We start from the raw sequence: 23,218 nt of genomic DNA on the forward strand, positions 1-23,218 counted from the left end.
TTCCTTATCGAGTTAAACTGCCCGCAGGCCACCGGCTGCTCGTTTCGGTACTGACTGGGCGGGATTGATAAACTGATCGATGAGCGCGTCGATCTGGTCTTCAGGGACACCATCTGCGTAGCGAGCTTGCAGAAAAGTGTTTTCTTCTTCACTGAGATTACGTTTGATTGCAGCCGCAATCCGCATCATCGCTGCAATGGCTGATAACTTCGGCCCCTCGATTTGCAGATGCGCTGGTGCTTCGATTTCATCTCCTTGTTTAGGTATGAAGTTCGGCATTTCCACTTTTTGCAAATAGGAATGCGCATCCAGCTTGTTTGCAAACGGCGTCGCTTTGCGATTGCGTGCCGCCTTCACTTCGTCTTTATCCATGTCCGGATAGGCCATTGCGTCCATAGCCTTGGCGGCATGCTCAATCGCGGTATCTGGCATCGCCTTGTACTCTTCGCCGATCACGCTACCTGACAGCGATTGACCGAACCGGTCATAGTTGCGATCTGGTTCTATCCGATAAGTGAGCATTTCGCCATCGTAGCGTGGTGCCTGAATCTGAATCGCACAGTCGCCATACACCATTGGCCGCACTTGCACCTTGTCGCCGACATTCACGCCATCCAGATCACGCAGGCTGTAAAGCATCGACCGCTCTGAGTCTGGATGTTTGAAATCAATGCTCAGGTTTGGCTTCACCTTGCGTTCTTGTTCTCGCGCCACCATCAGTGCCCTACATACCTCTATGGCTGGCAACAAGCGCAATTGCGCCGCCGTCACCAGTTGCCACAAGTCATAACGTGATACCGGTTGCAACAAGCCATCACGGCGCAGACGCGTGTCCTGCCCAGGTATCAGATTCGCGTTATAAGCATTTGCCCAGGCGAAGGCCCGTTCGTTCAGTTCGCCGATATCTGTCACCGGTTCAAAGCGCAGACGCGATTCAAACTGCGTTTCAACGATGTTATTGCCGTTTTCCACGCCGCCTTTGGCGCGAGAATTGCCAGCTTCGTGCTCCAAAGGCGTCACTTCCAGATGTACAAGCAAGTTCTTGATTGCTGCGCTTGTGTTGGCCGTCCCCTTATCCCACAACACAAACTTTGGGACGCCATGAAAAAGACGGCCAGGTGTCACACTCCAGCAAAACATCAGGAAGTCAAACAAACTATGCTGGTTTTCACCCAAAGCCTCGACATACCACGGCACCAGCAAGCCGCTGGCGCGGTCATACATCACATAGCGGTACACCTTGAACTTCACCTTGGCGTAGTTCTCCAGTTTGTTCTTGTAAAACTCGCGATCGCGCATCATGTGCTGCTTACCGTTCATGTAATAGATCAGGCACAAAGACGGATCAATTTCGTGCACATGATTGGGATGCAAAGCACGTAGCGACTGCACTGGCGACACATTGCGCTGAGCTGCGACATTCAGCTTCCGATCACGAATCAGTTTATTCAGATGCCCGTTGCTGACATTGAAGGCGACACCGTTTTGTTCCAGCATGCCGCGTGCTGTGGTGGTGAACAGCGTTTGCTTACCGTTATCGCGGATAGCCTCTCGCTGCACCGCACCCAAGATCGTCAAGGCTTCTGCTGCCACACTGGTCTTGCCCTTGTCGGCACGCGCCTTGCGCGCTGGCCCCCAGCCGCAAGCCGATTTCAACTTGCGGTAAATGGTTTGCTGCGACCAGCCCAGAAAGCCCTGGGCAGCATCCATAATCGGACCGCGATCACCATGGCCAGCGGCGTCCAGTTTCCTGGCTAAGTCGCACAGGTAATCGCGGATGTCCGGGCTGATAGAAGTATTCACCTGGCTCTCCCGGATCAGGCAGCCAACAATTGTTGACGGGCTTCGTCGATGTAACCGCCAAAGCGCATGCGCAATTCATGCTGTGCATTTGCCACCAGCGTTGCTGTGCGCTCTATCGCATCAGACAAATGCAATAGCACCGTCAGCACCTCCGTTGGCATGGCAGCGCCGTTCTCCGGGTCATAATCGGGCTGCTGCGTCAGTTCAGCATTCGTCCAGGCGTCCAATGCATCCACTGCTTGCAGATGACGGGCAACTGCTTCGTCAATGATGGATTGGCGCTGAGTGATTTCTTCCTTAAAGAGCGCCACGCGCTCATCCCAAGGGGCGGTACGTAACTGCAGTTTTTCCAGACTGGTTTGTACCTGGTCGAGCTTCTTATTTTTTTCGGTTAATACTTTCTCAGTCGCCTTTTGGTCGGCTTCGAGGTTGGCGACCTTAGTGTTTAAGGCTTCTTTTTCTTTGGCGTGTTTAGCGACCAGGGATTCTGCCAGATCGATAAACGCTTCCTTGTCGCCAGATTTCGCCACCTCCAGCAAAGCCGTTTTGTCGTCATCTGGTAGCTTGCGGTATTGACGCATCTCGCGGTAGCCTATGCCCATGCGGGACATGCTTTCCAGCGCCTCTTCACCAAAAGCTTTTAAGTTGGCAATATCTTGATTCGCTTTCTCATCAGACACACCAAGCAGGTTGCAAAATTCTGCCCAAGTCCCTGATAATTCCAAACCGTTTGGACTACGTTTTCCAGTAAGTGCTTGATATAACTTGTTTTCTTTAACGTAGGCTAACTTTGAACTCCAAACGGTTTGGGAAAATTTGCCAAACGCATCTGCCATTTGTGCCTGACCCAGCAATTGATTAAGCAGATCGCGGTCATTTGAATAGCCTTGGGTAATAACAGCCAAATCAGATGCAATTTCCACATGCTCTTGGTGCACTGCCGGGATGCCTTCGGCAATTTTTACGTCTGCTGCTTGTGCTTTTGGTGTACGTGCCATTTTCTTTATCCTATTGAGTAACGTTTTTTCAATTCAGCCATGCGGCTCTCTGTGCGGTTCACATGATCAAAATGAGCAATAGCGATCTGAATGAACTTCGGCCCCAGCCGCCAGTGGCCAGTGCGCCCATCCTGTTCACCCATTCCTGCAGTTTTCAGATTTTCTAAATCTCGTTTAACAACCGGTGCTTTTTCGTTAAGCGACTTGGCAATAGACGTGAGAGATAAACCGTCAAATTCATTTCCGGCCAACACCCGGATGACAGACAAAAGACGCTGTTGCCCTGCATTGGTGTAGTCAGTTTTAGTCATGCGAGTCCTCACCGAAATTGAATTCAGGAGCACCGCGTTTTTGCGCGTTCGCAAGATGAAATGCCTCTTTTTGCAAATGGTTGGTCAACGCCTCACTTGTCGCAGCCACATCCGCTTTTCCCTCGTAAAATTGGGTCAGTAAATCCAGTGCTGAGGCAAAACCAAAATGCAAACCAATCACATCTGCATCTTGCAGTTGTCGTCCATTTGGAATGCGGATTAACATCTTTCCAGACAATGCAGCCGACCAGCGAGTGACATAATCGATCCCGCATACTGCTTCGTAACTACGAATCAAGACTGCGCGCATGCGTCCGTTTTCCAGCCATTTATACAGAGACCAGTGATTAGCCAATTCCATCAGCTCAGCAATCCGCTCAATCGAGCAGTTATGGCGGTAGCGTGCATACTCCTTGCACCACTCCAATGCCTGGCGCAAATTACAGACCTGCAGGGCATTCCAATTTCGCCGTTTTTTTATATTCATTGATCTTCCTTTAGCTTTTTTGCTTTCCAAACAAATAACAGTTTTGGTACTATTCAATGTCGGCTAGTTAATCTAACCTTCAGGCCTTATTCATTCAGGTGATGCGGCAGAAATGGCTGACGTTGATTTTCATGAATTGGCTGGGCGCATTGAGGGCACGACCCGTGTTGCTCTTGCTGGTAGCAAAGCTGGAATGCACTGCTGTGCGCTGGATGGCTCACGCTATCCAGATGACTTGCGCAACGAGGCACGTGGTTTGCAAATGCAAACAGCGCATCAGGGTGCAACTTAACGCACGTTGAATGAGATAGCTCTTTCGTTAGAGTTGGATAGGTCGCACCAAGTGCAGCACAATCCAGCGAAGCACCAAAGCGGCTAGTATTCATGGCTTGCCTCAGGCAGCAACAAGTTGACGATTGACTTCGCCATCTTTGAGGCCAAGCTCAACTGCGATGTTGTGACAATCACCGCGCAGGCATTTGCGTTTAGGATTGATGTCATCGTCGTTGATGATTTCAATCACCATGTTTGGACTGTAGCCACGTTGTTTGGCCCAGGCAGTGTAAGAAAGCCCTTTGCGGGCGAACTCTTTGCGGATTGCATCGCGTGTTTTAGACATGGCATTGCGTCCTTGTTTGTGTGCGCTTGTTTGACAGAGCAAGCATTGTTTTGAACTGGTGAGAATGATTATTGTGGATTATATCCACAAAGTCAAGCAAAGGTGTGGATTTGATACATATTCGTTTGAAGAATGAGTTGGATCGACTTGGCATAAAAGCAGTAGCAGCTGCCAAAGCCGTCGGCGAATCTGACTCTCAAGGACTTAGAGATGTACTGGGCGGACGAAAGCGACTCTCGGCGGACTTACTTGCGGCGCTGGCGTCGATAGGTGTCGATACTGTGTTCGTGCTTACGGGTCAACACCAAGAGGCAGGAATTGGTGAGTCTGCTGTCCATCAGGCTGTGATTGACGCTGTCGATCTCTTGTCATTGGAGACAAAAGTAGATGCTCAGCAACTAGCCAAAGCGGTCGTTAAACTCGTCGCTAAATCGGCTAAACCAGCAACAACAAGCGCTGGCACAAAAATCTCAATTGGCGGGAATTTCTATGGCCACACAGTGGAAGGCGATTTCAGCAACACTGGTACGATGAATATTGGTAATAAAAACAAATAAGCTTTATGGATGAAAATAATACGAGCATCGATGGCGACTTTAATGGTCAACTCGCCAATGGCAACATTACCAATACTTTCAATTATCCTGGACGTGAGCGCCTTAGCCCGGCAGAAGTAAGGCCGATCAAGCTGAAAGGTAAAAAACTGATTGAGCTGACGGGAAAAGAGAGCGTAGAGATTTGGGGGAAGTTGAAGGAAATATTTGGAGAAGGTCACAATGATCTGTTTAAAGATCAGGAAAAACCAGCTCATGCGGTACTTGATTTATGGCTGGAAAAAACTGAACTCGAAGTAGCGAACTTTGAAATAGAGCAAACCCATGCTGAAACCAGCCGTCAATTGATTGCGTCAATGACAAAAAATGGTGAACTGAATCAGAAAATAGCAATACTTCGATCTGACGCCGAACAAAAATTAAAGCAACCCGCGCCGAACGGCAGAAATGCTTCAGGGCAAGACACTCTTTCAGAACTAAAAAAAACAATCAATGAAAAAGCTACTCTGCAGGAAACATTAGTAGCAGAACGTCAACGCTCAGATAAGCAAATAAAATATGCTGAAGCAAGAATCGAACGATTTGCCTCCGATTTCAATGCCAGTCAGCGCGCCCTGAAGATAACTCGCGCTGGTTTGATTTTTTTAGCTCTCACCTCACTTCTGCTTGGCATGCTGACAGCTTGGTTTTATCAGGGGTATCGTCAGTTACAAAGTAATCTCGCAGTAAGTACAGCATTCAATCAACAGTGTCCTTTAGAACAAAAATACTATGTTGTGGGACAAAGTGTATCGCTCAAGAATGGACTTAATCTTGAATGTCGAGCAAGTCAGATGAAGGCCAGCTGGGCGTTGGCCAAGCCTGCAAAACCTCCGTTAAAGAAAAAACCAAGAGATACCTGGGACGAAGAAGAGTTGTAATTAATCTGGAATAAGAGGCCGTTAATGTCGTTCTTGGCGAGCCTGATCGAGGTCTTGGCTCTGTTATTTATTTTGGTTGCCATTATCGGTGCGATCATGCCAGATACATTCAAAGGTCCGAAGACAGGAAAAGCACCTACGCGTCGCGAAATCGTCGCCGGTGGTCTTATAGCGGCGGCGATAAGCTTCGTTGTTGCTTCATTTATTGCACCGGATAAAACACCATCTGAGCCTGCTATAGAGACAAAGCCGACGACTACCGCACCAAGCTCTCCAGATCAGTCCAATGAAACAAAGAAATCCGAGATTGCTGAGCGTAAAGTCATTCCGTTGAATCTGACAGATGCCCGCTTATTTGCAAAAGGTACGCTCCACATCGTTAACGAAGCGGAGAAGTCATTGGAAAATGGGGTTCGGCTACGTGATGAGGGCGGAGTAGAAAGGTTTGTTCGCAAGCCACTCCACCAGGAGCTGGAAAAATGGTCTGACTTGGGAATCCAGCATCCAGATGATCAACGCCAGCACTTTGGCTATTGCCTCGATGCGGCCGCGCAATTGCAAACATTGTCATTTTCATCGTTGCGTACCCAGACAGTGGAATTGATGAAGTATCTGCGTCAGGACGAAGCACGCTATCGGAAAATAAAACAACAATGCGTAGAAGCGCTCAATAAAAGTGACGATGAGATAAAAGCCGCTATTGCCAAAGAAGATGCCGAGCTAGTCGAAGAATTTGCTGGTAGAGACTGTCTGACAGTGTTCGATGTGAACAAAACTACTGGTCAAGTTGTAGAAAAACGGAAGCCTGAGCATTGCCCTAAATAGTTTGGCGACTGGATTCAACTCTACCTACTTTAACCCAGACAATATCACTTTACGGACCCAGAAATGTACTATCACATCATTATTGAGATCACAGAAAAATTAGGTAAAAGTGGTCGCAATAGGCAATACACGGAGTTGGATAACAATGATATCGAGGATATTGAAAGCCGAATAATTAATCCGTTTGTAAAAGGTGAAAATTTTCAATTTAATGGATATTTTTTACAAGCTAATCAGATCGCGAGACTAGTTGTAAAAGAGACGAAGTATTTATCAGCCGAATTGAAAACTATGGAACGTAATAGTAATGAAGGTATAACTTCTTTATTTGATGCGTCTGACATTGTTCAGAGTGGTAGGTACTCCAATGACATTACACAACAAGTTCTGTCCAAGGCAAGAGCATTGATCAATACTCAAAAAAGCATGCCGAGCAAACATTCATCTGCAAATAGCAATCAATCTTTTGACATGAACAAAATATTCATTGTTCATGGCCGGGATGACAGTGCAAAAACCGAAGTCGCACGTTTTGTTGAAAAACTAGGTTACTCGGCAATAATCTTGCATGAGCAAGTGAATGCAGGAAAGACGATTATTGAAAAAATTGATGAACATACCAATGTCGGTTTTGCTTTGGTGCTTTATACACCATGTGATATTGGCGGATTGTTTGGCGAAGAAAATCTAAAGAACAGAGCGCGCCAAAACGTCGTCTTTGAGCATGGCTACCTGTTAGGAAAGCTCGGCCGGGATAAAGTATGTGCACTGGTGAGGGGGGACGTCGAACCTCCGAGCGACATTAGTGGCGTCGTATACGTTCCGCTTGACGATCACGGTGCTTGGAAAATGAAGGTTGTAAAGGAAATGCAACAACTTGGATACGCGGTTGATATGAACAAAGCTCTTTGAACGGTTTCGACTACTTAAACAAGATTAAAAGACCCAATACCCTCTGAGCAAGAAAATGGTGACGTTGTTCACCTTTTCTTGATTCGGAGGATAAATGCCTCGTAATAAGTACTACCTGGCTCCACATCATCGGTTACCACGCGATGTAGTATGGTTGCTGATCTCTATCATTCTGCTAATCGTTATCTGGCGCATTGCGCCACAGCAGTTACCCATCGTTCCCTATAAGCTCTGCCTCGTGACGTTAGCTGCCAGTGTCGGCTTCTGGCTCGATCGCACGTTCTTCCCTTATGCGCGACCAGACAGTTACCTGAATGATGATTGGCGCTTAGGTACTGATGAACCAATCGGTGACGTTGATTTTCGTATCGTTAATGGCTATCACCGCGTGTTTGCAGCCGCCATGTTGCGGCGGGCGACGATCATTGCCGCGAGCATCATCGGTGTGACTTTGGGGCTGTAATGCGTTGCACAACGTCCCTATTAATTCTGAGTATTGCGAGCGCCATCTGCGCCGCGCCTCTGTTTGCAGCAATTCCAAATTCTGCTCAGCAGCATCGGTCTTCCCTGGTGCGTAACGCACGTGCAGTCTGGGGGATCGATGCCCCTGTAGCGAGTTTTGCTGCACAGTTCCAACAAGAAAGTGCATGGAATGCCAATGCACTTTCGCCAGTCGGAGCCAAGGGTATGGCGCAGTTTATGCCAGCCACCGCCAATTGGATCGCCGAACAGTATCCAGATGATCTGGGCAATGCGCAGCCGACCAATCCCTCTTGGGCTATTCGTGCCCTTGTGCAGTACGATTTTTGGTTATATACCCGCATCCGAGCCAAGAACGCTTGCGAGCGTCTGGCCTTTACCTTGTCTGCCTATAACGGTGGGCTGGGTTGGGTTAACCGTGACAAAACACTGGCTTCCGGCAAGGGGCTTGATCCCCTGGTGTGGTTCGGATCAGTGGAGCGCGTCAATGCTGGTCGCTCCCCTGCCAACTGGCAAGAAAACCGCGCGTACCCTCAACGCATCCTTTGGCGCTACGAACCTATGTATGTCGCAGCAAATTGGGGAAGTGGGGCGTGCAATGATTAATCTGGTCTCGTCAGTTAAAGCCATATTGATCATGCTCCTAGTAACGGTCATCAGTGCAGTAGGTGCATTCTTTATGGGTATGCGCCAAGGCGCGATGAACGAACGTGCCAAACAAACAGAAGAAACCGTACAGAATCTGACATCTGTGCTGAATAACTATAAGACCTTGATCAATGACAGCAATGCTGCCAGCAAAGCCATGCGTACTGCGATGTCCACACGCTATGTCTTTGATTCAAAAACTACAGAAGACTTCAAAAATGCACTCGCAAAAAAACAAGCTGATCGTGTTGATTGCCGTTTTGATGCTGGCGTCATGCACCAGCTCGACATTGCCCGTGAGCGAGCAGCCAGTAGTGCTGCCAGCGGAATACGCAACGCCTTGCCCGGCACCGGAAGCGGCAACGAGCCCTAGCGCGGATGATGTCGCAGTGGCGTTAAAAAAGACGTATGACCAGTACGGCACTTGCGCAGGTCGCCTTATTGACCTGGTGGATTGGATTACGAGAAGAAAATGACAGATTTATTAGACATTGCAAGTGAACTCGAACAAGTCGTCCGGGACGAAGCTATCCAAGCACACAGAATGCGTATGGGAATCACAACTAAGACGGTAGCTGATTCAGCATTATTCTGTGTTAACGAAGAATGCGGCTTGCCAATTCCGTTGAAACGTCGGCAAGCAATGCCAGGCTGCCAGTTGTGTATTAGCTGCCAAGCACGCAAAGAAAGTTAGCAATGCTTTTACAAATCGAGTTATGGCAATTGGTGGGCTTATTACTCACCTTTATGGGCTTTTGCTTTACTACTGGGAAAGTATTGTTATCGCAAATTGACCGTCGCCTGAATGAACGCTTTACCGCAATGGAAGAGTCTCGTGATGTCGCGAGTAAGCATTGGGATGAAAAATTCTCAACAGTCATTGAACAAAACCGCCGTGAAGCCCAGGGGTGGGCGAATCTCGAACGCGACTTCCTGCGATTTCAAGCTGAATTACCACTCCAATATGTACGCCGCGAAGACTATGTACGTAATCAGACCGTGATCGAAGCCAAGCTGGATGCCGTAGCACTAAAAATCGAAAACATCCAATTGAAAGGTAATCAACGATGATGGATCAAACAAAAATTCGCCGTGAATCGCTGCGCTGGTATTTGTTGCTGGCACTGTATAACGCCCGGCCAGAGGAGCTATCTGAAGGTCCGATTCAAGTAACAATGCAATCCATCTATCCGGATGCAACGCCGATTGAAGTTCGCCGTGAGCTGGATTATCTGGGTGATCGAGAGTTGGTTGATCTACGTAAAGAACCTTCAGGTCAATGGTGGGGTAGCTTGACGCGACATGGCGTTGATATCGCTGAATACACTGTCGATTGCGATCCTGGCATTGCTCGTCCAGTTAAGTACTGGGGCTGACATGGTATGTCGCACCAGTGTTGAAGAGCGGCCAAACTCTGAACGTGATCAGTTTGATCAAGTCCAGGTTAAAGATAACTTCAGCGTCTACCATGTCTTGGAAAATACGCTATGTCAACGCGGCTGTATCGTCAGCAGGTCGGCCATCCATAGTCAGATTTTCGGCGTTGTCACATGATTTAGCTCTTTGAAAACCGGATCGAGTGCGAGCCAATGATTTTCTCTGGTCGAGGTAATGGAAAAGTCTCGCCCATCAGTGGATATGGCACAAGCGTTTATCCGTGATTGAGCTGTTGTGGGCAAGTATTTATTCTGGCGGTTGGAGATTGAAGACGTCTTTGTGAACGGTTGCGATGAAAAGCAATCTTGGCCTAACTGATACTCATCACGTCCGGTTTCCGTATCGTGACACACATAAAATAGCATCGGCGACGCGCAAAATCGCACAAATACTTTTTACCGAAACCGAAAACAATTTTAGAGTAAAGAAATTCTCGCAGTGGCAAGCGCTGTCGGAATTAATGCCGCACTCGCTTGAAACCGACGAAGGGGTCGCAAGCTTGGCAAGCTCGAGGCCTCTGTGCAAAGGGTAAAAGAGGATCCATATCCTGCAATATACTGGTGCATTGACTTCATCCATTACCACAGATTCAGATCGTAGCCACACAGTTATCGGTAACAACAAAGTATGTTCACCAATTCATTAATTTGGTGGAGATGCTGGGCTAGGTAACAAGGACAGTATTCCAGCGCGTCCATTTTTGCCGATAGCCGACGACGTAAAACTATAGCCAGAGGTTGATCAAGCAGTACTCGAAACTGTTTTTTATCACTTGGAAGCTGCACTGAAAATTTAAGCCTTCAGAAACGCTTAGAACGTTCAACATGTCCGATGCTAACGACACAGTCATTGAATACGTCTGTAAAGGCCTATAAAGCGTTTAACACACCCTCCTCCGTATTAAACTCGTCCGTGCAACTAATTTGGTAATTGTTAAACTGGATTAAAAGACCAATTGTCCTGATCACGCGAAGATCTGGGTATGACTACTTCGACACCCAAATCACTGCACATTTTTAGGCACGGTAACCAGACCGCAATGTCTGGTGTCACTTTGATGTTTTCTGAATCAGAGATGGTCGAAAGAGCCCTCGCCTGCAATCCAGCCAAAAGTGACTATTCCATCATCATTGCCCCCCGGGGCCATGTCCCTCTGATACCTAGCAACGAATGCTTGAGCGCAGAATCTCATCAAGCTGCCGCTGAATTCTTACCACTCATGGAAGTTGGCAGATACAAGAGAATCGCCGCTAGTTTCTATCGTCCAGTGACTGCAAGCATCGGCAACTGTATCGCTTGGGAAACGGCAACTGTTGCCAGTGATCTGATTCTCATCATGCACGGAATCTGAGTTCTGTATGCATTATTGCACTCTCTCGAACCTACGAGTATCAATCCCTGGACAGACTCTGATCTGGCTGTCGAACGATGATGAAAACGCCACAAACGTACAGGAGTATATGGTCGTCGAAGCTGTTAGCCAGATGGAAGGTCTGAATAGTACCAACCGTCGCGAGCCATACAACGCATTACTTGGTAGCGGCTCAGTCCTCTTGAGGTCGCTCTTCAATGATATCGCAGTCAACCTAGCTCGCTATTGGCTTTATACCCGTAGCACTGAACGATCCGACATTCCTGAAGCCGTTATCTTTGCTTGTAAATTCTCCGAGCATTTGCCTGAGTCTACTCTCGCAGACAAGCTGACAATAAGCATGCCCAATGGTGACCCCGTGCCAAAACTTAGCGAAATCAAGGTTCGTTCACGGGTGCAAGGCTTCATAAACGGCATGCTTAATAACTATAAGTAGGTGCCTATGGCAACACTACAAATTATTGAGGCTGTAGTCGATCGTTTGAAAAGACAGATACAGACTCTGGCTGTTGAAAATTTTCCCGATAAGCCATCGGAATACAGACTTAATCACCCAAATGGAGCCTTGCTGGTCAGTTACGCGGGTAGTCATTTTGGAGAGATAGAAGGTGTCGGCACGGTAGTTCAGCGCCAGACAATAACACTTTCAATTACGGTAGTGATGCGTCTGCCGAATGGATCTGAAGGTGCAGTAGATGTGTTGGATAAAGTACGGGCGGCTTTAATTGGGTTTAAGCCACCTGATTGTCATCGAAAGATGTGGGCCCTAAATGAAAGATTTTTAGATGAATCAGCTGGTATTTGGCAATACGCTTTGGATATGAATACGGAGAGCATTTTGATCGAAGTAGTTGAAGATGAACCGGGAGCCTTGTTGACGAATCTCACTATGCAAGATGAATACGGACGCAATGAGATACGCAAGATGTCGGATGGAACAATTATCAAAGAGGAGTTTAGTCTATGAACACGAAGTACCGTTATACCGGCCCACTGTCTGGCGTCACGCTGGCTAGTGGACAAGAGGTGATGCTTAATCCAGATAGTGAGATTGAATTGTCTGAGCAGGACACATACACCAAAACATTATTAGCATTGGGTCATTTAACTCAGATGCCAACTGCCAAAAATTCAAAGGTAAAAGGAGAAAACGATGGCCGCTAATTTTTTGCATGGCGTTGAAACCATTGAAGTCGAAAAAGGTGCGCGTCCTATCCGCACCGTCAAGTCTGCTGTTATTGGCTTGATTGGGACTGCGCCGACAGGTGCTGTGAATACGCCCACAATCGTCTTGTCTGACAGACAGGCTGCACAATTTGGTGGGCAGTTATCAGGCTTCTCAGTACCGCAGGCGCTGGATGCAATTTTCGATCAAGGCGCTGGTACCGTGGTTGTGATTAATGTTCTCGATCCAACCAAGCATAAAACAGCGGTACCAAGTGAACTTGTGGCCTTGACCGGCGACATAGGTAAGACAGAAAAACCAGCCTGGGTGGCGGAAGCGGTCATTAAAAATGAAGCCGGTACCACGACGTATGTGCTGGATGTGGACTACACCAGCAATAGTCTGAGCGGTGAAATTCGCCGCAAGGCTGGGGGCGCAATTGATGCTAACGGAAAAGTCAAAGTCAGTTATGAATATGCCGACCCTAGCAAAGTGACCGCTGCAGATGTGATCGGACAAGTCAATAACGCCGGCAAACGAACAGGTATGCAGGCGCTGCTCGATACCTATAACGCGATGGGATTTTTCGCAAAAATCCTGATTGCACCGGGGTTCTGCACGTTGAATTCCGTTGCCAGCGAGCTGATTGTGTTAGCTGGAAAATTACGAGCAGTCACTTTACTTGATGCTCCGATCGGCACAACTTACGACCAGGTAATTTCAGGACGTGGTCCAATGGGTGCCATCAACTTTAACACGTCCAGTGGTCGTGCTGTTTTATGTTATCCACATTTGAAGGTCTATGACGCAACGACCGACAGTGAACGACTGGAACCTTACTCGCAACGCCTGGCTGGCGTGATGTGTGCCAAAGATACTGAGAAAGGTTATTGGTGGAGTCCGTCCAACACAGAGATCAATGGTGTCGTTGGTGTTGAGCGTCAACTGTCTGCAATGATCAATGATCCACAGAGCGAGGTCAACCTGCTCAATGAAGTAGGGATCATGACTTTGTTTAATACCTTCGGTACCGGCATTCGCACTTGGGGAAATCGTTCTGCAGCGTGGCCGTCAGTGACGCATCCGAAGAACTTCATAAATGTTCGTCGTACAGCCGATATCTTGCATGAGTCAGTTGAGTATTCAATGTTGCAGTTCATCGACATGCCGATCAATAACGCATTAATCGATTCGATCACCGAAAGCGTGAACTCATTCATTCGGACGTTGATCGGTCGCGGTGCGCTGCTAGACGGCCGATGCACTTATGACCGTAACAAAAACCCCGCAACCGAAGTTGCTCTGGGGCATCTGGTCTTTGATCTCGACTTTATGCCACCAACACCGGCTGAACGTATTACGTTTGAGTCTTTCATTAACATCGACATGATCAAGCAACTTGGTCAATAAGGGGTAATTTATGTCAAAAATCCAAGTGAACCGCATTGTTAACGCCAACATTTATCTCGACGGCAATAACATGCTGGGGCGTGCTGAAGAAGTAAAACTGCCAGATATTACTGCGATCATGGCTGAACATAAGGCGCTCGGCATGGTGGGTAAAATTGAACTCCCTTCTGGTTTTGATAAGCTTGAGGGCGAGATTAAATGGAATTCATTGTATGAAGAATCCGCAGCGGCGATGGCAAACCCATTTAAAACTATGCAGATACAGTGCCGCTCCAGCATCGAAACATACACGTCTGGCGGCCGGGTTGAAGAGGTTTCGTTAGTGACGTTTCTGACGGTCATGTTTAAGAAAAATCCGCTTGGCACGTTCAAACAACATGATAACGCTGAGTTCAGTTCGTCATTTACAGCGACGTACATCAAACAAGTCATCAAGGGTAAGGAAGTACTGGAGCTGGATTACCTGGCCAACGTGTTTAAAGTGAATGGCGACGACATGCTGGCGACCTACAGGGAAAATATCGGTGGATAGTTAGATATCCAAAGCAATCATATTCAAAAACGCCCCAAGTCATCTTGGGGCGTTTTCTTTTAATGCAGTTTAACTGACCAGATAAGCGTCGGAACCGATAATAGGACTCCATTCCTAACAACGTTCAAATGAGGCTTACTATGGATCTGCAATTTCCTTTCACTACCGCTGCGGGTGTCAGCGTCACGTCGCTTGAGTTACGTCGTCTCAAAGTCAAAGATTTAAAAGCCATTGGAAAGCAGGCTGGCAGCGATGAAGTTCTGCTGGAAGTGCTGGGTGTAAGCCGTATGTGCAACATCATCCCCGAAGACCTGGATGAAATGGATGCTGCCGACTATCAGAAGGTGAAAGCACGATTTCTGGAGTATGTGGGTATCACCCCTGCATCTTCAGTCGGAGATGGGGCTACTGGCGAGATGGTTCCGGTTTCAGCCGAGTGAGATCGACGGCTTGACGCTGGATGAGTTCAGGGACTGGGTTAAGGAAGCAAGTGAGCAAATCAAACGTGAACATGGCGATGGTTGAGCCGCCAATTAGTCGCGTTGAATAACCCAGAAATACAGTATGCGCCGATTGCAAACACCGGTCCCGACAGCGCTAAGCCAAAAAAAGTAGCCAGTGCGAACACAATAGAAATGTCCAATAAAGAGAGTGTAACGGCAAGCCACACCAACCATGCTTTAAGTAGCAAAGTGGTCGTTGTCGTGGCGATGTTTTTGGCAATGTCGTCAGTGTTCTTCCGTTCATTCTAAAACCAGAAAATCCCTTATGGCAAGCGAGTTTTATAAAAGCGTCAAGATCGGTGTCAGGTTGCTGGCCAGTTCCGGTGGGGCTCTAGGCAGCTCAAAAACGACCCTGATTCGCTTAGGGGAAGTTTCTGGCGATCTCAAGAAGCGACAAGCCCGACTCGGTAATACGATGGCAAAAGCTTTGGCTCATCCGGCCAGAAATCTGTCTGCCCTTACAAAGCAATATTATTTGCTCGGCAATACTATCGATCAGGTGACGGAAAAACAGGCCCGATTAGCTGGGCAAGTAGCGAAAGGTGAATCCCTTCGAACAGCGAGAAACGAGATGAAAGGTGCAATGTTCGGCACATTTTCTAAAGCGGCTGACCTCGCAAAACCAATAGTCGGATCCATCAAAAAAGCTGCTAATTTCGAAGTGGGGTTAAGAGACATTGCCATCAACGGTAATTTATCCAAAGTTGAGGAGGTTAAGCTAGGCGAGGCTATACGTAAGTCGGCACTAAACACAAGTCAGGGGCATGATGCGATTTTAGTTGGTGTTAATACCTTGGTAGCCGGAGGCATGAATGCTAACCAGGCAGGTACCTACTCCAACCTGTTAGGTAAAGTCGCCACAGCCACGAATGCGAACATAAAAGATGTCGCCAACATGGCTCTCTCATTGTCTGAAACCCTTGGTATTAAAGGAGAGGGGGCATTAAAAGAGGCATTTAATCGCGCAGCCTCTGGCGGCAAACAGGGGCGCTTTAAGTTTGAAGATATTGCAAAGGCTTTACCTGATATGACTGCAGCGTTTGCGTCCAAAGGAATTATGGGACAGGAAGCGTTGACTCAGATCGTCGCCAGTCTGGAAGTTGGCCGTGAAGGCGCCGGTTCGGGTGAAGAAGCTGTTTCAAACTTACGTAGCTGGTTGTCACACATAAATACCAAGGAGACAAAAGAAGCCTATCGCAAGGTAGGCATCGACTATCAACAGAAGATGCAAGAGCTGATGGCTGGTGGGGCTTCCAGTTATGAGGCGTCATTAGAAATCGGACAGAACTTCATTGCGTCGCGCGGTGAAGGCTTCACGAAACAGTGGAAAGATGCTGGCAGCAAAGGCGATGAAGGCGCCCAACGCAAGTTGATGGAAAGCTCTGGATTGGGTGAAGTTTTTCAGGATACAACGACGATCAATCATTTGCTGGCCATGCGTCAGAACTGGGATAAATACCAGAGCACAAAAAAACAAATGGGTAGTAAAGATGCGATGGGTACCATCGATGTCGATTACCAGAATCGTGCTGCTCTGGCGAGTATAGCGTGGAATCGATTCAACACAGAGGTCTCTGATGTCGGCATCACCATCGGCAATGCACTATTGCCAACCTTAACGGAGGTAGCTGATAAACTAAGTCCCATAATCATAGGCATAGGTAATTTTGCGAAAGCCCATCCCGGCGCTATTCAAGCGACAGTCGGCTTTGTTGGTGCCGTCGTCGGTATGAAGATCGCTACCCAGGCACTTGGCTGGGGTTTGAATTTCTTCGTTAAATCGCCAATACAGACGTTGATCACCGGTTTTACCTCTATCTCAGCAAAGTACACCCTGTTCCGCGCTTTGATGTTGGGCGGTGGATCGCGGCTGGCGACGGTCTTTCAGTTATTCGGAGCAGGAGCATCTACTGCGACAAAACTTGCAACGGGTTTTTCTTGGTTGGGCCGCGGTGCCATGACGCTTGGAAGGCTGCTGGGAGGCGGCTTGCTGAGTGGTATTCGTACTGCTGGCCAGGCGGTACTTTGGTTGGGACGGGCCATGATGATGAACCCAATCGGTGCGATCATCACGGGGATTGCCGTTGGTGCATACCTCATCTGGACATACTGGGCGCCGATCAAACAGTTTTTTACCAATCTGTGGTCCGGAATCGATGGTGTATTTAAGCGTTATTCAATATTGAACTATATTTTTCCGGTTGTTGGTGGCGCTCGCTTGATTGTGCATCACTGGGGCAAAATAAAAGCATTCTTTGGTAGCGTCTGGAGTGAAGTCCGTACCGCATTCTCTGGGGGAATTGCTGGTGTTGGTCGTTTAATTCTTAACTGGTCTCCAATAGGCATGCTCTTTCGATGGAGCAAAGCAAGGGCAATATTTGGTTCAGTGTGGGGGGAAATTCGCACTGCCTTCGCAGGCGGAATACGCGGTATCGGCCGCTTAATCCTGAACTGGTCTCCGGTGGGCTTGTTTTATCGCGGATTTTCAGCTGTCCTGCGTTACTTTGGTATTCAGTTGCCTACTACTTTTAGTAGTTTTGGCCGAATGCTAATCCAAGGGTTGATCGGCGGTATCACCAATAAAATATCTGCCGCCAAAAGCGCCATTGTTGGCTTTGGTTCTGACATAAAGAACTGGTTTGCAAGCACTCTTGGTATTAAATCGCCTTCGCGTGTATTCATAGGTTTCGGTGACAATATTGCCGAGGGAGCTGCCATTGGTATCGGTCGTTCAGCAAAACTTGCCAGTGGTGCATCAAAAAATATGGCACAGGATGCGAGTAGTGCGGCAAATGGATCTGGAAGCGTGCGAAGTGTCGGGTCTAAAGCTGGAGGTGCAGGCAACTCTTCTGGCTTTCATATTCAGTTCAGTCCCCAAATTACTGTCCAGGGAAGCGGTGGAGATGTCGCTGGCGCAGTAACTGACGCGCTCCATTTGTCAATGGAGGAACTGGAGCGTTTGATAAAACGAATGCTGAATCAACAACAACGTAGGAGTATCTGATGTACGCAGTGCTTGGTGATACAGAGTTTGAGTTGATTACCTATTTTGATGGAATGGATCTGCAGTTTGGCGCAAATTATGCTGAACATGCTTTGATTGGCCGTAAACCTCGTCTCCAATGGGTCGGCTATAAGCTAGATGAGTTTCAGCTACAAATGGTATTCCACTCAAGTTTTTGTGATCCAGAAAAAGAGTTGCTCAAATTACGGCAAATGGTGCAATCCGCAGAGGCGCATCAATTTGTACTGGGCAATGGGGATTGCAAGGGGTGGTTTGTCTTGGTCAATGCAACTGCATCAAGTAAGCAAACTGATAAAGAAGGTTCTCTGATCGCGCTGGAGGCGACGGCAACATTACGTGAGTACGTCGAACCACGAGTTCTGGAAACAAGAAGAGCACAAGCAAAAAAAGCAGCGAAGAAAAAACGTACTGCTGCAGCAAAGAAAAGTAGTACTGAAAAACCTGTACTGGATGCACGTGATGGATTTGCAAAGAATGGTAGCCGCGCACCAACGAAAGGCGGTTAATGATGGAATATATTGAACACATCACAAAAGACGGCGAACGTTGGGATCAAATTGCGCACATGTATTACGGTGACTCAACCAGGATAAGTGCGCTGTCCGAGGCAAATGAACACTTGCGTCTGCAGCCCGTTTTGGTGGGGGGACTGCCATTACGTGTACCGGTTCTGGAGGAGGAAGATCGACTATTGCCAGAGGATGTACCACCATGGAAACGTTAGGGGTTGCAGTTCCGGTCTTTATTCTGACCTATAACCAGCGAGACATAACGGCAGATCTGACGCCATTTAAACTCTCGGTCAGCTATACCGATAACCTCGACGGAGAAGAGTCAGATAGCCTGGAGCTTTCACTTGAAGATAGCGATGGTCGCTGGTGGCAGGCATGGTATCCCGTCATGGGAGATAGGCTCAATTTACGCATGGGCTACCAAGGTCAGGCTCTGGTGGATTGTGGTGACTTTGAAATTGACGAGATTGAAATTGAAGGTCCTCCATCGACGGTAAGGATCCGGGCTTTAGCTGCCAGTGTAATGAAAGAGTTACGCACGAATCAGGGAAAGGCGTATGAAGACACCACCCTGGCCGGTATCGTCAAGACCGTGGCAGAACGGCAGAAACTTAAAGTGGTTGGCAATATTGAAGCGATTCCTATCAAGCGGGTGACGCAAATGCATGAAGAGGACATGAAGTTCCTCAAACGTCTGGCGCAGGAATACGGCTACGCATTCAACGTGCGTGATGATCAACTGATTTTTTACTCTTTGGAAGAGCTGCGAGCGTTGCCTGGCGTGTTAGTGATTGGCATTAATGATCTGACGCGCTATACATTTCGGGATAAAGTGAAAGGAACGCCCTCAAGCGCTAAGGTCAGCTATCACGACCCTCAAAAGAAAGCCGTCGTGACATACGAGGTGGCATCTGACAAGAAGGTCGTTGCCAAGCCTTCTGCAGACAGTCTCAAGTTAAATACGCGGGCGGAATCACCCGAACAGGCAAAGAGTAAAGCCAAAGCAGCAATCAACAGAGCAAATGATGAGGCGACGACCGCTACTTTAAGTCTCTGGGGAAATCCAAAATTGGTTGCTGGAATCAATGTCGAGCTGGAAGGCTTCGGGAATTTGAGTGGACGTTATCAGATTTCAAAATCACATCATAGCCAGGAAAGCAGCAGCGGTTACACGACAGAACTGGAGTTAAGGAGAACAGCGATTGCTGCCGGCAACAACAAAAAATAAGCTGAACTTAGCCAACGTCGAAAATGGGAAAGTGGTATTGAAATGAATGAACTTCAGCAGCAACAGGCAAGTTTTAAATTTGGGGTGGTTTCAGCGATTGACGAGAGTGGTGTCAAAGCGCGCGTCAGATTCGATGATTTGGACGGTTTAGAAAGTATGTTTCTGCCAATCGCCGTTCAAAAATCACTTAAAGATAAGAGCTACTGGATGCTTGACGTTGGAGAGCATGTTGCTTGTTTGATGGATACGAATGCGGAAAGTGGCGTCATTTTATGTGCTGTGTATTCAGAGGCGGATTTGCCACCGGTCAGCAATAAAGACAAACGCCATGTACGTTTTAACGATGGAACCACCATTGAGTATGATCGCGCCGAGCATAAACTGAAGATCCAGTGCGTCGGTGATATTGAGATCAACGCCACTGGTAATCTTAGTTTAACAGCAGCACGAATAGACTTGAACTGATTATGTCTGGCGTATCCCGCATTATCAAAGACACGGCCGGAGGTATTATCGTTGGCGTGCTCGCGCCCAAGGTGTTCGTTAACGGAGTACCGATCGCCGTTAAAGGTGCCGTTGTTTTAGGACACGGGCCAGGGATTCACATTGCTGCGGTGATGGTGTCTCATTCCACTACTGTATTTGCCCACGATATTCAGATTTGCCGACAAGGTGATCGAGCCAGTTGTGGTCATGCAGCTACCGGCTCTAATAATGTATTCGCAGGCTAAAGCAATTCTTCAACTGCTTTAATATCGCTTCTCCGGAATTCTTGGCACGATGGTGCCATGACTCCACTCACTCAAATCTCTGCTTCCCATTGGCAACTGGCGCTTAATCGACCAGGTGATGTTGTTACAGATGCTGACGACATCTCCCAATGCATTCAAGTCATTCTGACGACGCCTAAAGGATCTGATCCGCTCCGGCCAGAGTTCGCATGCGATCTATGGCGTTATATAGACGCTCCCATTTCTAAGACTACACCACATATTGTGCGTGAAGCATGGGACGCTATTGAAACGTTTGAACCACGCATCAATTTGATCAGTATTTCGCCTCGGTCAGGATCTGAACCTGGTCAGATCATTCTACATATTGTCTGGGAAATTGCTGGCCAGAAAAATCAGACTGAGGTCACGATATGAGTTTGCTACCTTTAACCGGACTGGCCGATCCTGAATTTGTTATCCGCGATCCGCAACAAGTAATTGAGGAAATGATCGCACAGTTCGAGACAGTCACCGGTCGCACTTTGTACCCTGCTCAAATAGAGCGGTTACTGATTAACTTGACCGCTTATCGTGAAAGCATGACCCGCGAAGCGATTCAGGATGCAGGCAAGCAGAATCTGGTGTCTTTTGCCCGAGCGCCTTATCTGGATTACCTCGGCGAATACCTTGGCTGTCGTCGTCTGGCTGGTGGTAAGCCCCGTACATTGCTCCGCTTTAATTTTGCGAGCCCATTAATCGACAAGATTGTGATTCCGGCTGGTACGCGGGCACAGGATGCCGGAGCCGCATTTACATTTGCCACAATGACCGACGTCACTGCAGTTGCCGGCGCAATGAATGTTGAGGTCTGGGCATCTGCACTGAGTACTGGCACCCGGGCAAATGGCCTGACCAATAATCAGATTTCTGTTTTACTGGATAGCTTTGGTGTTGCTGCCACGGTTCAGAACGTCAGCACCAGTTATGGTGGGTCGGTCGATGAAGATGACGAACGATTCAGAAACAGAGTTCGCCTGGCCGCAGAGCGTCCTGCGTGCGGAACGTTGGCCGCATATCGCTATCACGCTCTATCGGCGCATTCAGATCTGCTAGATGTTGGTATCAGCTCTGATCGTCCGGGTGCGGTTCGCGTGTCCGCGATGACAGATGCTGGGGCACCAGACAGTGCTTTGTTAGATATTTTGCGGACGCAATTAAATCGAGAAGACATCCGTCCAGCGACAGATGAGGTTGTTGTGATTGCAGCGACACCAGTCGTTTTTCAGATTGAAGCACGTTTGACGCTTTACAGTGGATCCTCCGTTGCCGATGCGCAACGACAAGCACAGGAACGTCTCGAAAACTGGACAGGACAGCTACGTCGCCGCTTGGGCCGCGATGTTGTCCCGTCGCAGATCATTGAATTATTGCAGAGTGTTCAGGGCGTTTACAGAGTCGAGTTGCTATCTCCGTCATTACAAACCCTGGGCGCTCATCAGTGGGCAGATTGTTCATCCATCAGCGTGGTGATTGCGGGGATGGCAGATGGCTAACCTCATGATTCAACCTTCGCTGGCAACAGATCCAAATGTGACCGCATTGGCAAAGCTGGCTGAGCGTATTACTTACCTGGACGTCGATACTGTCATTGCACAGGATGTGCGGAATGTGCCGGCATCGGTGTTACCACATTTAGCCGACCAGTTTCATATCCGTCATACAGTCGCCTGGCAACATGCAAAAAGTACAGCCGAGCAACGCTCTTTGATCAGAACCAGCTTATTGCGTCATCAATTGAAAGGCACTTTAGCTGGCTTTCGTTTAGCAGCGAAAGACGCAGGTGCTGAGTTGATCGGCGCAATCACGCCGCCTGCAAAACTGTTTGCAGCACCAGCGCAGACCGTGGCTGAACGTAATGAATTTGTGAGTCGTTATCCGCAGTTGCGCTTGTATCGGTACCGTGTTGTCGGGCAACGTCAAGGTGGAATGTTATCCGGAGCCATTCTGGGACGAACCTTTCCGTTGATCAGCGATGCTTTGCTTCGGGTAATGCCCCGTGCATATCTTTGGGTTAACGGGCAGGAAACAGAATTGAGTGTTGTAGAGCGTGAAACGACTACCTCCACTCATGTCGCCACTACCGTGACAGAAATACGGGCAGAAGGGAAAGGAGGAAGTCATTCGTTTTGCAACCATTTTCCACATCATTTAGCGCAGTCCGATGCTGGCAAGCGTATTTACTCTCTCCAGCTAACTGAAACTTATCAGGACAGTAGCGAAACGGTACAACGCAGTGTGGTGCAGCCTGGGCTGAGTGTATTGGAGACACAGTACGATCAGGTGGCGATGCCAGGGAATGCGACAGGACTGTTTGCTGGACAAGTCTTGCACGGACAGACGCAAGTATCGACGGCGCGAGACCGCTTATTTCAGCGCTTATATCTTTTCTCGCCAGATGTCGCTCTTGGTCGCCGTACAGTCGGCTTGCATTTGAATCAGGGGCGCTTATCGATGCCACCTTTTCATGCAGAGTTGGCCGTCAAAATAGTTGGAAACATCCAGCCGACAGCTGTATGGCGCTTTACACATGGCCATCTGGTTCAACAACCGCAAACAAACTTAAATGACTGTCTGGAATCAATGCGCGACGTTGCACGTGCTGCAGACAGGATCAGTCTCGATACATCAATTAATCGCCCGGCCACAGCCGGTGAACAAAACACCGCTAGCGTACTTTGCGCTGGTGCTTGGACCATCAATTAGG

33 protein-coding genes are annotated in these 23,218 nt (G+C 48.2%); 28 read left to right on the forward strand and 5 right to left on the reverse strand.

From position 1 onward, the window contains the following. Positions 1–12: 12 nt before the first annotated feature. The 4 genes from Undi14_RS11755 to Undi14_RS11770 are packed head-to-tail and all read right to left on the reverse strand — an operon-like array spanning position 13 to position 3,599. Positions 13–1,803, reverse strand: a complete 1,791-nt coding sequence (locus tag Undi14_RS11755) for an integrase (RefSeq protein ID WP_370589943.1) — start codon at positions 1,801–1,803, stop codon at positions 13–15. 14 nt (positions 1,804–1,817) lie between these two features. Continuing rightward, positions 1,818–2,801 carry a hypothetical protein gene (locus Undi14_RS11760; RefSeq protein ID WP_200180380.1) on the reverse strand — a complete coding sequence of 328 codons (984 nt, stop codon included), beginning with the start codon at positions 2,799–2,801 and terminating at the stop codon, positions 1,818–1,820. A 5-nt stretch (positions 2,802–2,806) separates the two neighbouring features. Continuing rightward, a complete protein-coding gene (locus tag Undi14_RS11765; RefSeq protein WP_200180382.1) occupies positions 2,807–3,112 on the reverse strand; it encodes an IclR family transcriptional regulator in 306 nt (101 codons plus the stop codon). Next, complete coding sequence (locus Undi14_RS11770) at positions 3,105–3,599, reverse strand: hypothetical protein (protein ID WP_200180383.1); 495 nt, start codon at positions 3,597–3,599, stop codon at positions 3,105–3,107. Before Undi14_RS11770 ends, Undi14_RS11765 begins: the two co-directional genes overlap by 8 nt. Positions 3,600–3,711: 112 nt before the next feature. Here Undi14_RS11770 and Undi14_RS11775 point away from each other — a divergent pair, with 112 nt between their 5' ends. After that, the gene (locus Undi14_RS11775) at positions 3,712–3,891 is read left to right on the forward strand and encodes a hypothetical protein (RefSeq protein WP_200180384.1); all 180 of its coding nucleotides are present in this window, start codon (positions 3,712–3,714) and stop codon (positions 3,889–3,891) included. A gap of 102 nt (positions 3,892–3,993) precedes the next feature. Here Undi14_RS11775 and Undi14_RS11780 read toward each other — a convergent pair whose 3' ends face one another. After that, positions 3,994–4,218: a DNA-binding protein gene (locus tag Undi14_RS11780; protein WP_190481036.1), complete on the reverse strand. Its 225-nt coding sequence runs from the start codon at positions 4,216–4,218 to the stop codon at positions 3,994–3,996. Positions 4,219–4,322: 104 nt separating this feature from the next. Here Undi14_RS11780 and Undi14_RS11785 point away from each other — a divergent pair, with 104 nt between their 5' ends. The 27 genes from Undi14_RS11785 (at position 4,323) to Undi14_RS11920 (ending at position 23,217) form a co-directional block, all read left to right on the forward strand. Next, positions 4,323–4,775, forward strand: a complete 453-nt coding sequence (locus tag Undi14_RS11785; RefSeq protein ID WP_200180385.1) for a hypothetical protein — start codon at positions 4,323–4,325, stop codon at positions 4,773–4,775. A gap of 5 nt (positions 4,776–4,780) precedes the next feature. Continuing rightward, positions 4,781–5,692, forward strand: coding sequence for a hypothetical protein (locus tag Undi14_RS11790; protein WP_200180386.1), 912 nt, complete (start codon positions 4,781–4,783; stop codon positions 5,690–5,692). Positions 5,693–5,716: 24 nt separating this feature from the next. Then, positions 5,717–6,517, forward strand: a complete 801-nt coding sequence (locus tag Undi14_RS11795; RefSeq protein WP_200180387.1) for a hypothetical protein — start codon at positions 5,717–5,719, stop codon at positions 6,515–6,517. Positions 6,518–6,580: 63 nt separating this feature from the next. After that, positions 6,581–7,429: a TIR domain-containing protein gene (locus Undi14_RS11800; RefSeq protein ID WP_234030551.1), complete on the forward strand. Its 849-nt coding sequence runs from the start codon at positions 6,581–6,583 to the stop codon at positions 7,427–7,429. Between the two features lie 94 nt (positions 7,430–7,523). Further along, positions 7,524–7,892 (forward strand): putative holin, encoded by a 369-nt coding sequence (locus tag Undi14_RS11805; RefSeq protein ID WP_200180388.1) that lies wholly within the window; start codon positions 7,524–7,526, stop codon positions 7,890–7,892. Then, entirely contained in the window at positions 7,892–8,515 is a 624-nt protein-coding gene (locus Undi14_RS11810; protein ID WP_200180390.1) for a transglycosylase SLT domain-containing protein, read from the forward strand. Before Undi14_RS11805 ends, Undi14_RS11810 begins: the two co-directional genes overlap by 1 nt. Further along, a complete protein-coding gene (locus tag Undi14_RS11815; RefSeq protein ID WP_200180391.1) occupies positions 8,475–8,930 on the forward strand; it encodes a hypothetical protein in 456 nt (151 codons plus the stop codon). Before Undi14_RS11810 ends, Undi14_RS11815 begins: the two co-directional genes overlap by 41 nt. Before the next feature lie 99 nt (positions 8,931–9,029). Next, a complete protein-coding gene (locus Undi14_RS11820) occupies positions 9,030–9,251 on the forward strand; it encodes a TraR/DksA family transcriptional regulator (RefSeq protein WP_200180392.1) in 222 nt (73 codons plus the stop codon). Positions 9,252–9,253: 2 nt separating this feature from the next. Next, positions 9,254–9,628: a hypothetical protein gene (locus Undi14_RS11825; RefSeq protein ID WP_200180393.1), complete on the forward strand. Its 375-nt coding sequence runs from the start codon at positions 9,254–9,256 to the stop codon at positions 9,626–9,628. Continuing rightward, on the forward strand, positions 9,625–9,933 hold the full coding sequence (locus tag Undi14_RS11830) for a hypothetical protein (RefSeq protein WP_200180394.1): 309 nt from the start codon (positions 9,625–9,627) through the stop codon (positions 9,931–9,933). Before Undi14_RS11825 ends, Undi14_RS11830 begins: the two co-directional genes overlap by 4 nt. Positions 9,934–10,976: 1,043 nt before the next feature. Beyond that, positions 10,977–11,345: a hypothetical protein gene (locus tag Undi14_RS11835; RefSeq protein WP_200180395.1), complete on the forward strand. Its 369-nt coding sequence runs from the start codon at positions 10,977–10,979 to the stop codon at positions 11,343–11,345. Positions 11,346–11,454: 109 nt separating this feature from the next. Then, positions 11,455–11,802 (forward strand): DUF1320 domain-containing protein, encoded by a 348-nt coding sequence (locus Undi14_RS11840; RefSeq protein ID WP_234030552.1) that lies wholly within the window; start codon positions 11,455–11,457, stop codon positions 11,800–11,802. 6 nt (positions 11,803–11,808) lie between these two features. Beyond that, complete coding sequence (locus Undi14_RS11845) at positions 11,809–12,333, forward strand: Gp37 family protein (protein ID WP_200180399.1); 525 nt, start codon at positions 11,809–11,811, stop codon at positions 12,331–12,333. Further along, on the forward strand, positions 12,330–12,530 hold the full coding sequence (locus Undi14_RS11850) for a hypothetical protein (RefSeq protein ID WP_200180401.1): 201 nt from the start codon (positions 12,330–12,332) through the stop codon (positions 12,528–12,530). Before Undi14_RS11845 ends, Undi14_RS11850 begins: the two co-directional genes overlap by 4 nt. Then, positions 12,520–13,941, forward strand: coding sequence for a phage tail sheath subtilisin-like domain-containing protein (locus tag Undi14_RS11855; RefSeq protein WP_200180403.1), 1,422 nt, complete (start codon positions 12,520–12,522; stop codon positions 13,939–13,941). Before Undi14_RS11850 ends, Undi14_RS11855 begins: the two co-directional genes overlap by 11 nt. 10 nt (positions 13,942–13,951) lie before the next feature. Beyond that, entirely contained in the window at positions 13,952–14,473 is a 522-nt protein-coding gene (locus Undi14_RS11860) for a phage major tail tube protein (RefSeq protein WP_200180405.1), read from the forward strand. Between the two features lie 140 nt (positions 14,474–14,613). Next, a complete protein-coding gene (locus Undi14_RS11865) occupies positions 14,614–14,913 on the forward strand; it encodes a phage tail assembly protein (RefSeq protein ID WP_234030553.1) in 300 nt (99 codons plus the stop codon). An 81-nt stretch (positions 14,914–14,994) separates the two neighbouring features. Then, positions 14,995–15,225, forward strand: a complete 231-nt coding sequence (locus Undi14_RS11875; protein WP_200180408.1) for a hypothetical protein — start codon at positions 14,995–14,997, stop codon at positions 15,223–15,225. Positions 15,226–15,241: 16 nt separating this feature from the next. After that, on the forward strand, positions 15,242–17,980 hold the full coding sequence (locus tag Undi14_RS11880) for a phage tail tape measure protein (protein WP_200180409.1): 2,739 nt from the start codon (positions 15,242–15,244) through the stop codon (positions 17,978–17,980). Then, positions 17,980–18,507 carry a phage tail protein gene (locus Undi14_RS11885; RefSeq protein WP_200180410.1) on the forward strand — a complete coding sequence of 176 codons (528 nt, stop codon included), beginning with the start codon at positions 17,980–17,982 and terminating at the stop codon, positions 18,505–18,507. Before Undi14_RS11880 ends, Undi14_RS11885 begins: the two co-directional genes overlap by 1 nt. 2 nt (positions 18,508–18,509) lie before the next feature. Next, a complete protein-coding gene (locus tag Undi14_RS18530; RefSeq protein WP_370589946.1) occupies positions 18,510–18,725 on the forward strand; it encodes a tail protein X in 216 nt (71 codons plus the stop codon). Beyond that, positions 18,713–19,741 carry a phage late control D family protein gene (locus tag Undi14_RS11895; RefSeq protein WP_200180416.1) on the forward strand — a complete coding sequence of 343 codons (1,029 nt, stop codon included), beginning with the start codon at positions 18,713–18,715 and terminating at the stop codon, positions 19,739–19,741. Before Undi14_RS18530 ends, Undi14_RS11895 begins: the two co-directional genes overlap by 13 nt. A 42-nt stretch (positions 19,742–19,783) precedes the next feature. After that, positions 19,784–20,206, forward strand: coding sequence for a phage baseplate assembly protein V (locus tag Undi14_RS11900; protein ID WP_200180418.1), 423 nt, complete (start codon positions 19,784–19,786; stop codon positions 20,204–20,206). 2 nt (positions 20,207–20,208) lie between these two features. After that, positions 20,209–20,472 (forward strand): PAAR domain-containing protein, encoded by a 264-nt coding sequence (locus Undi14_RS11905; protein WP_200180420.1) that lies wholly within the window; start codon positions 20,209–20,211, stop codon positions 20,470–20,472. Between the two features lie 57 nt (positions 20,473–20,529). Beyond that, positions 20,530–20,889: a GPW/gp25 family protein gene (locus Undi14_RS11910; protein WP_200180422.1), complete on the forward strand. Its 360-nt coding sequence runs from the start codon at positions 20,530–20,532 to the stop codon at positions 20,887–20,889. Next, positions 20,886–22,007 carry a baseplate J/gp47 family protein gene (locus tag Undi14_RS11915; protein ID WP_200180424.1) on the forward strand — a complete coding sequence of 374 codons (1,122 nt, stop codon included), beginning with the start codon at positions 20,886–20,888 and terminating at the stop codon, positions 22,005–22,007. Before Undi14_RS11910 ends, Undi14_RS11915 begins: the two co-directional genes overlap by 4 nt. Continuing rightward, positions 22,000–23,217 (forward strand): phage tail protein, encoded by a 1,218-nt coding sequence (locus Undi14_RS11920; protein WP_200180425.1) that lies wholly within the window; start codon positions 22,000–22,002, stop codon positions 23,215–23,217. The genes Undi14_RS11915 and Undi14_RS11920 overlap by 8 nt, the downstream gene beginning before the upstream one ends. Position 23,218 lies beyond the last annotated feature (1 nt).

Origin of the sequence: Undibacterium sp. 14-3-2, from assembly GCF_016595265.1 — a bacterium.
Lineage (GTDB): Bacteria > Pseudomonadota > Gammaproteobacteria > Burkholderiales > Burkholderiaceae_D > Undibacterium > Undibacterium aquatile.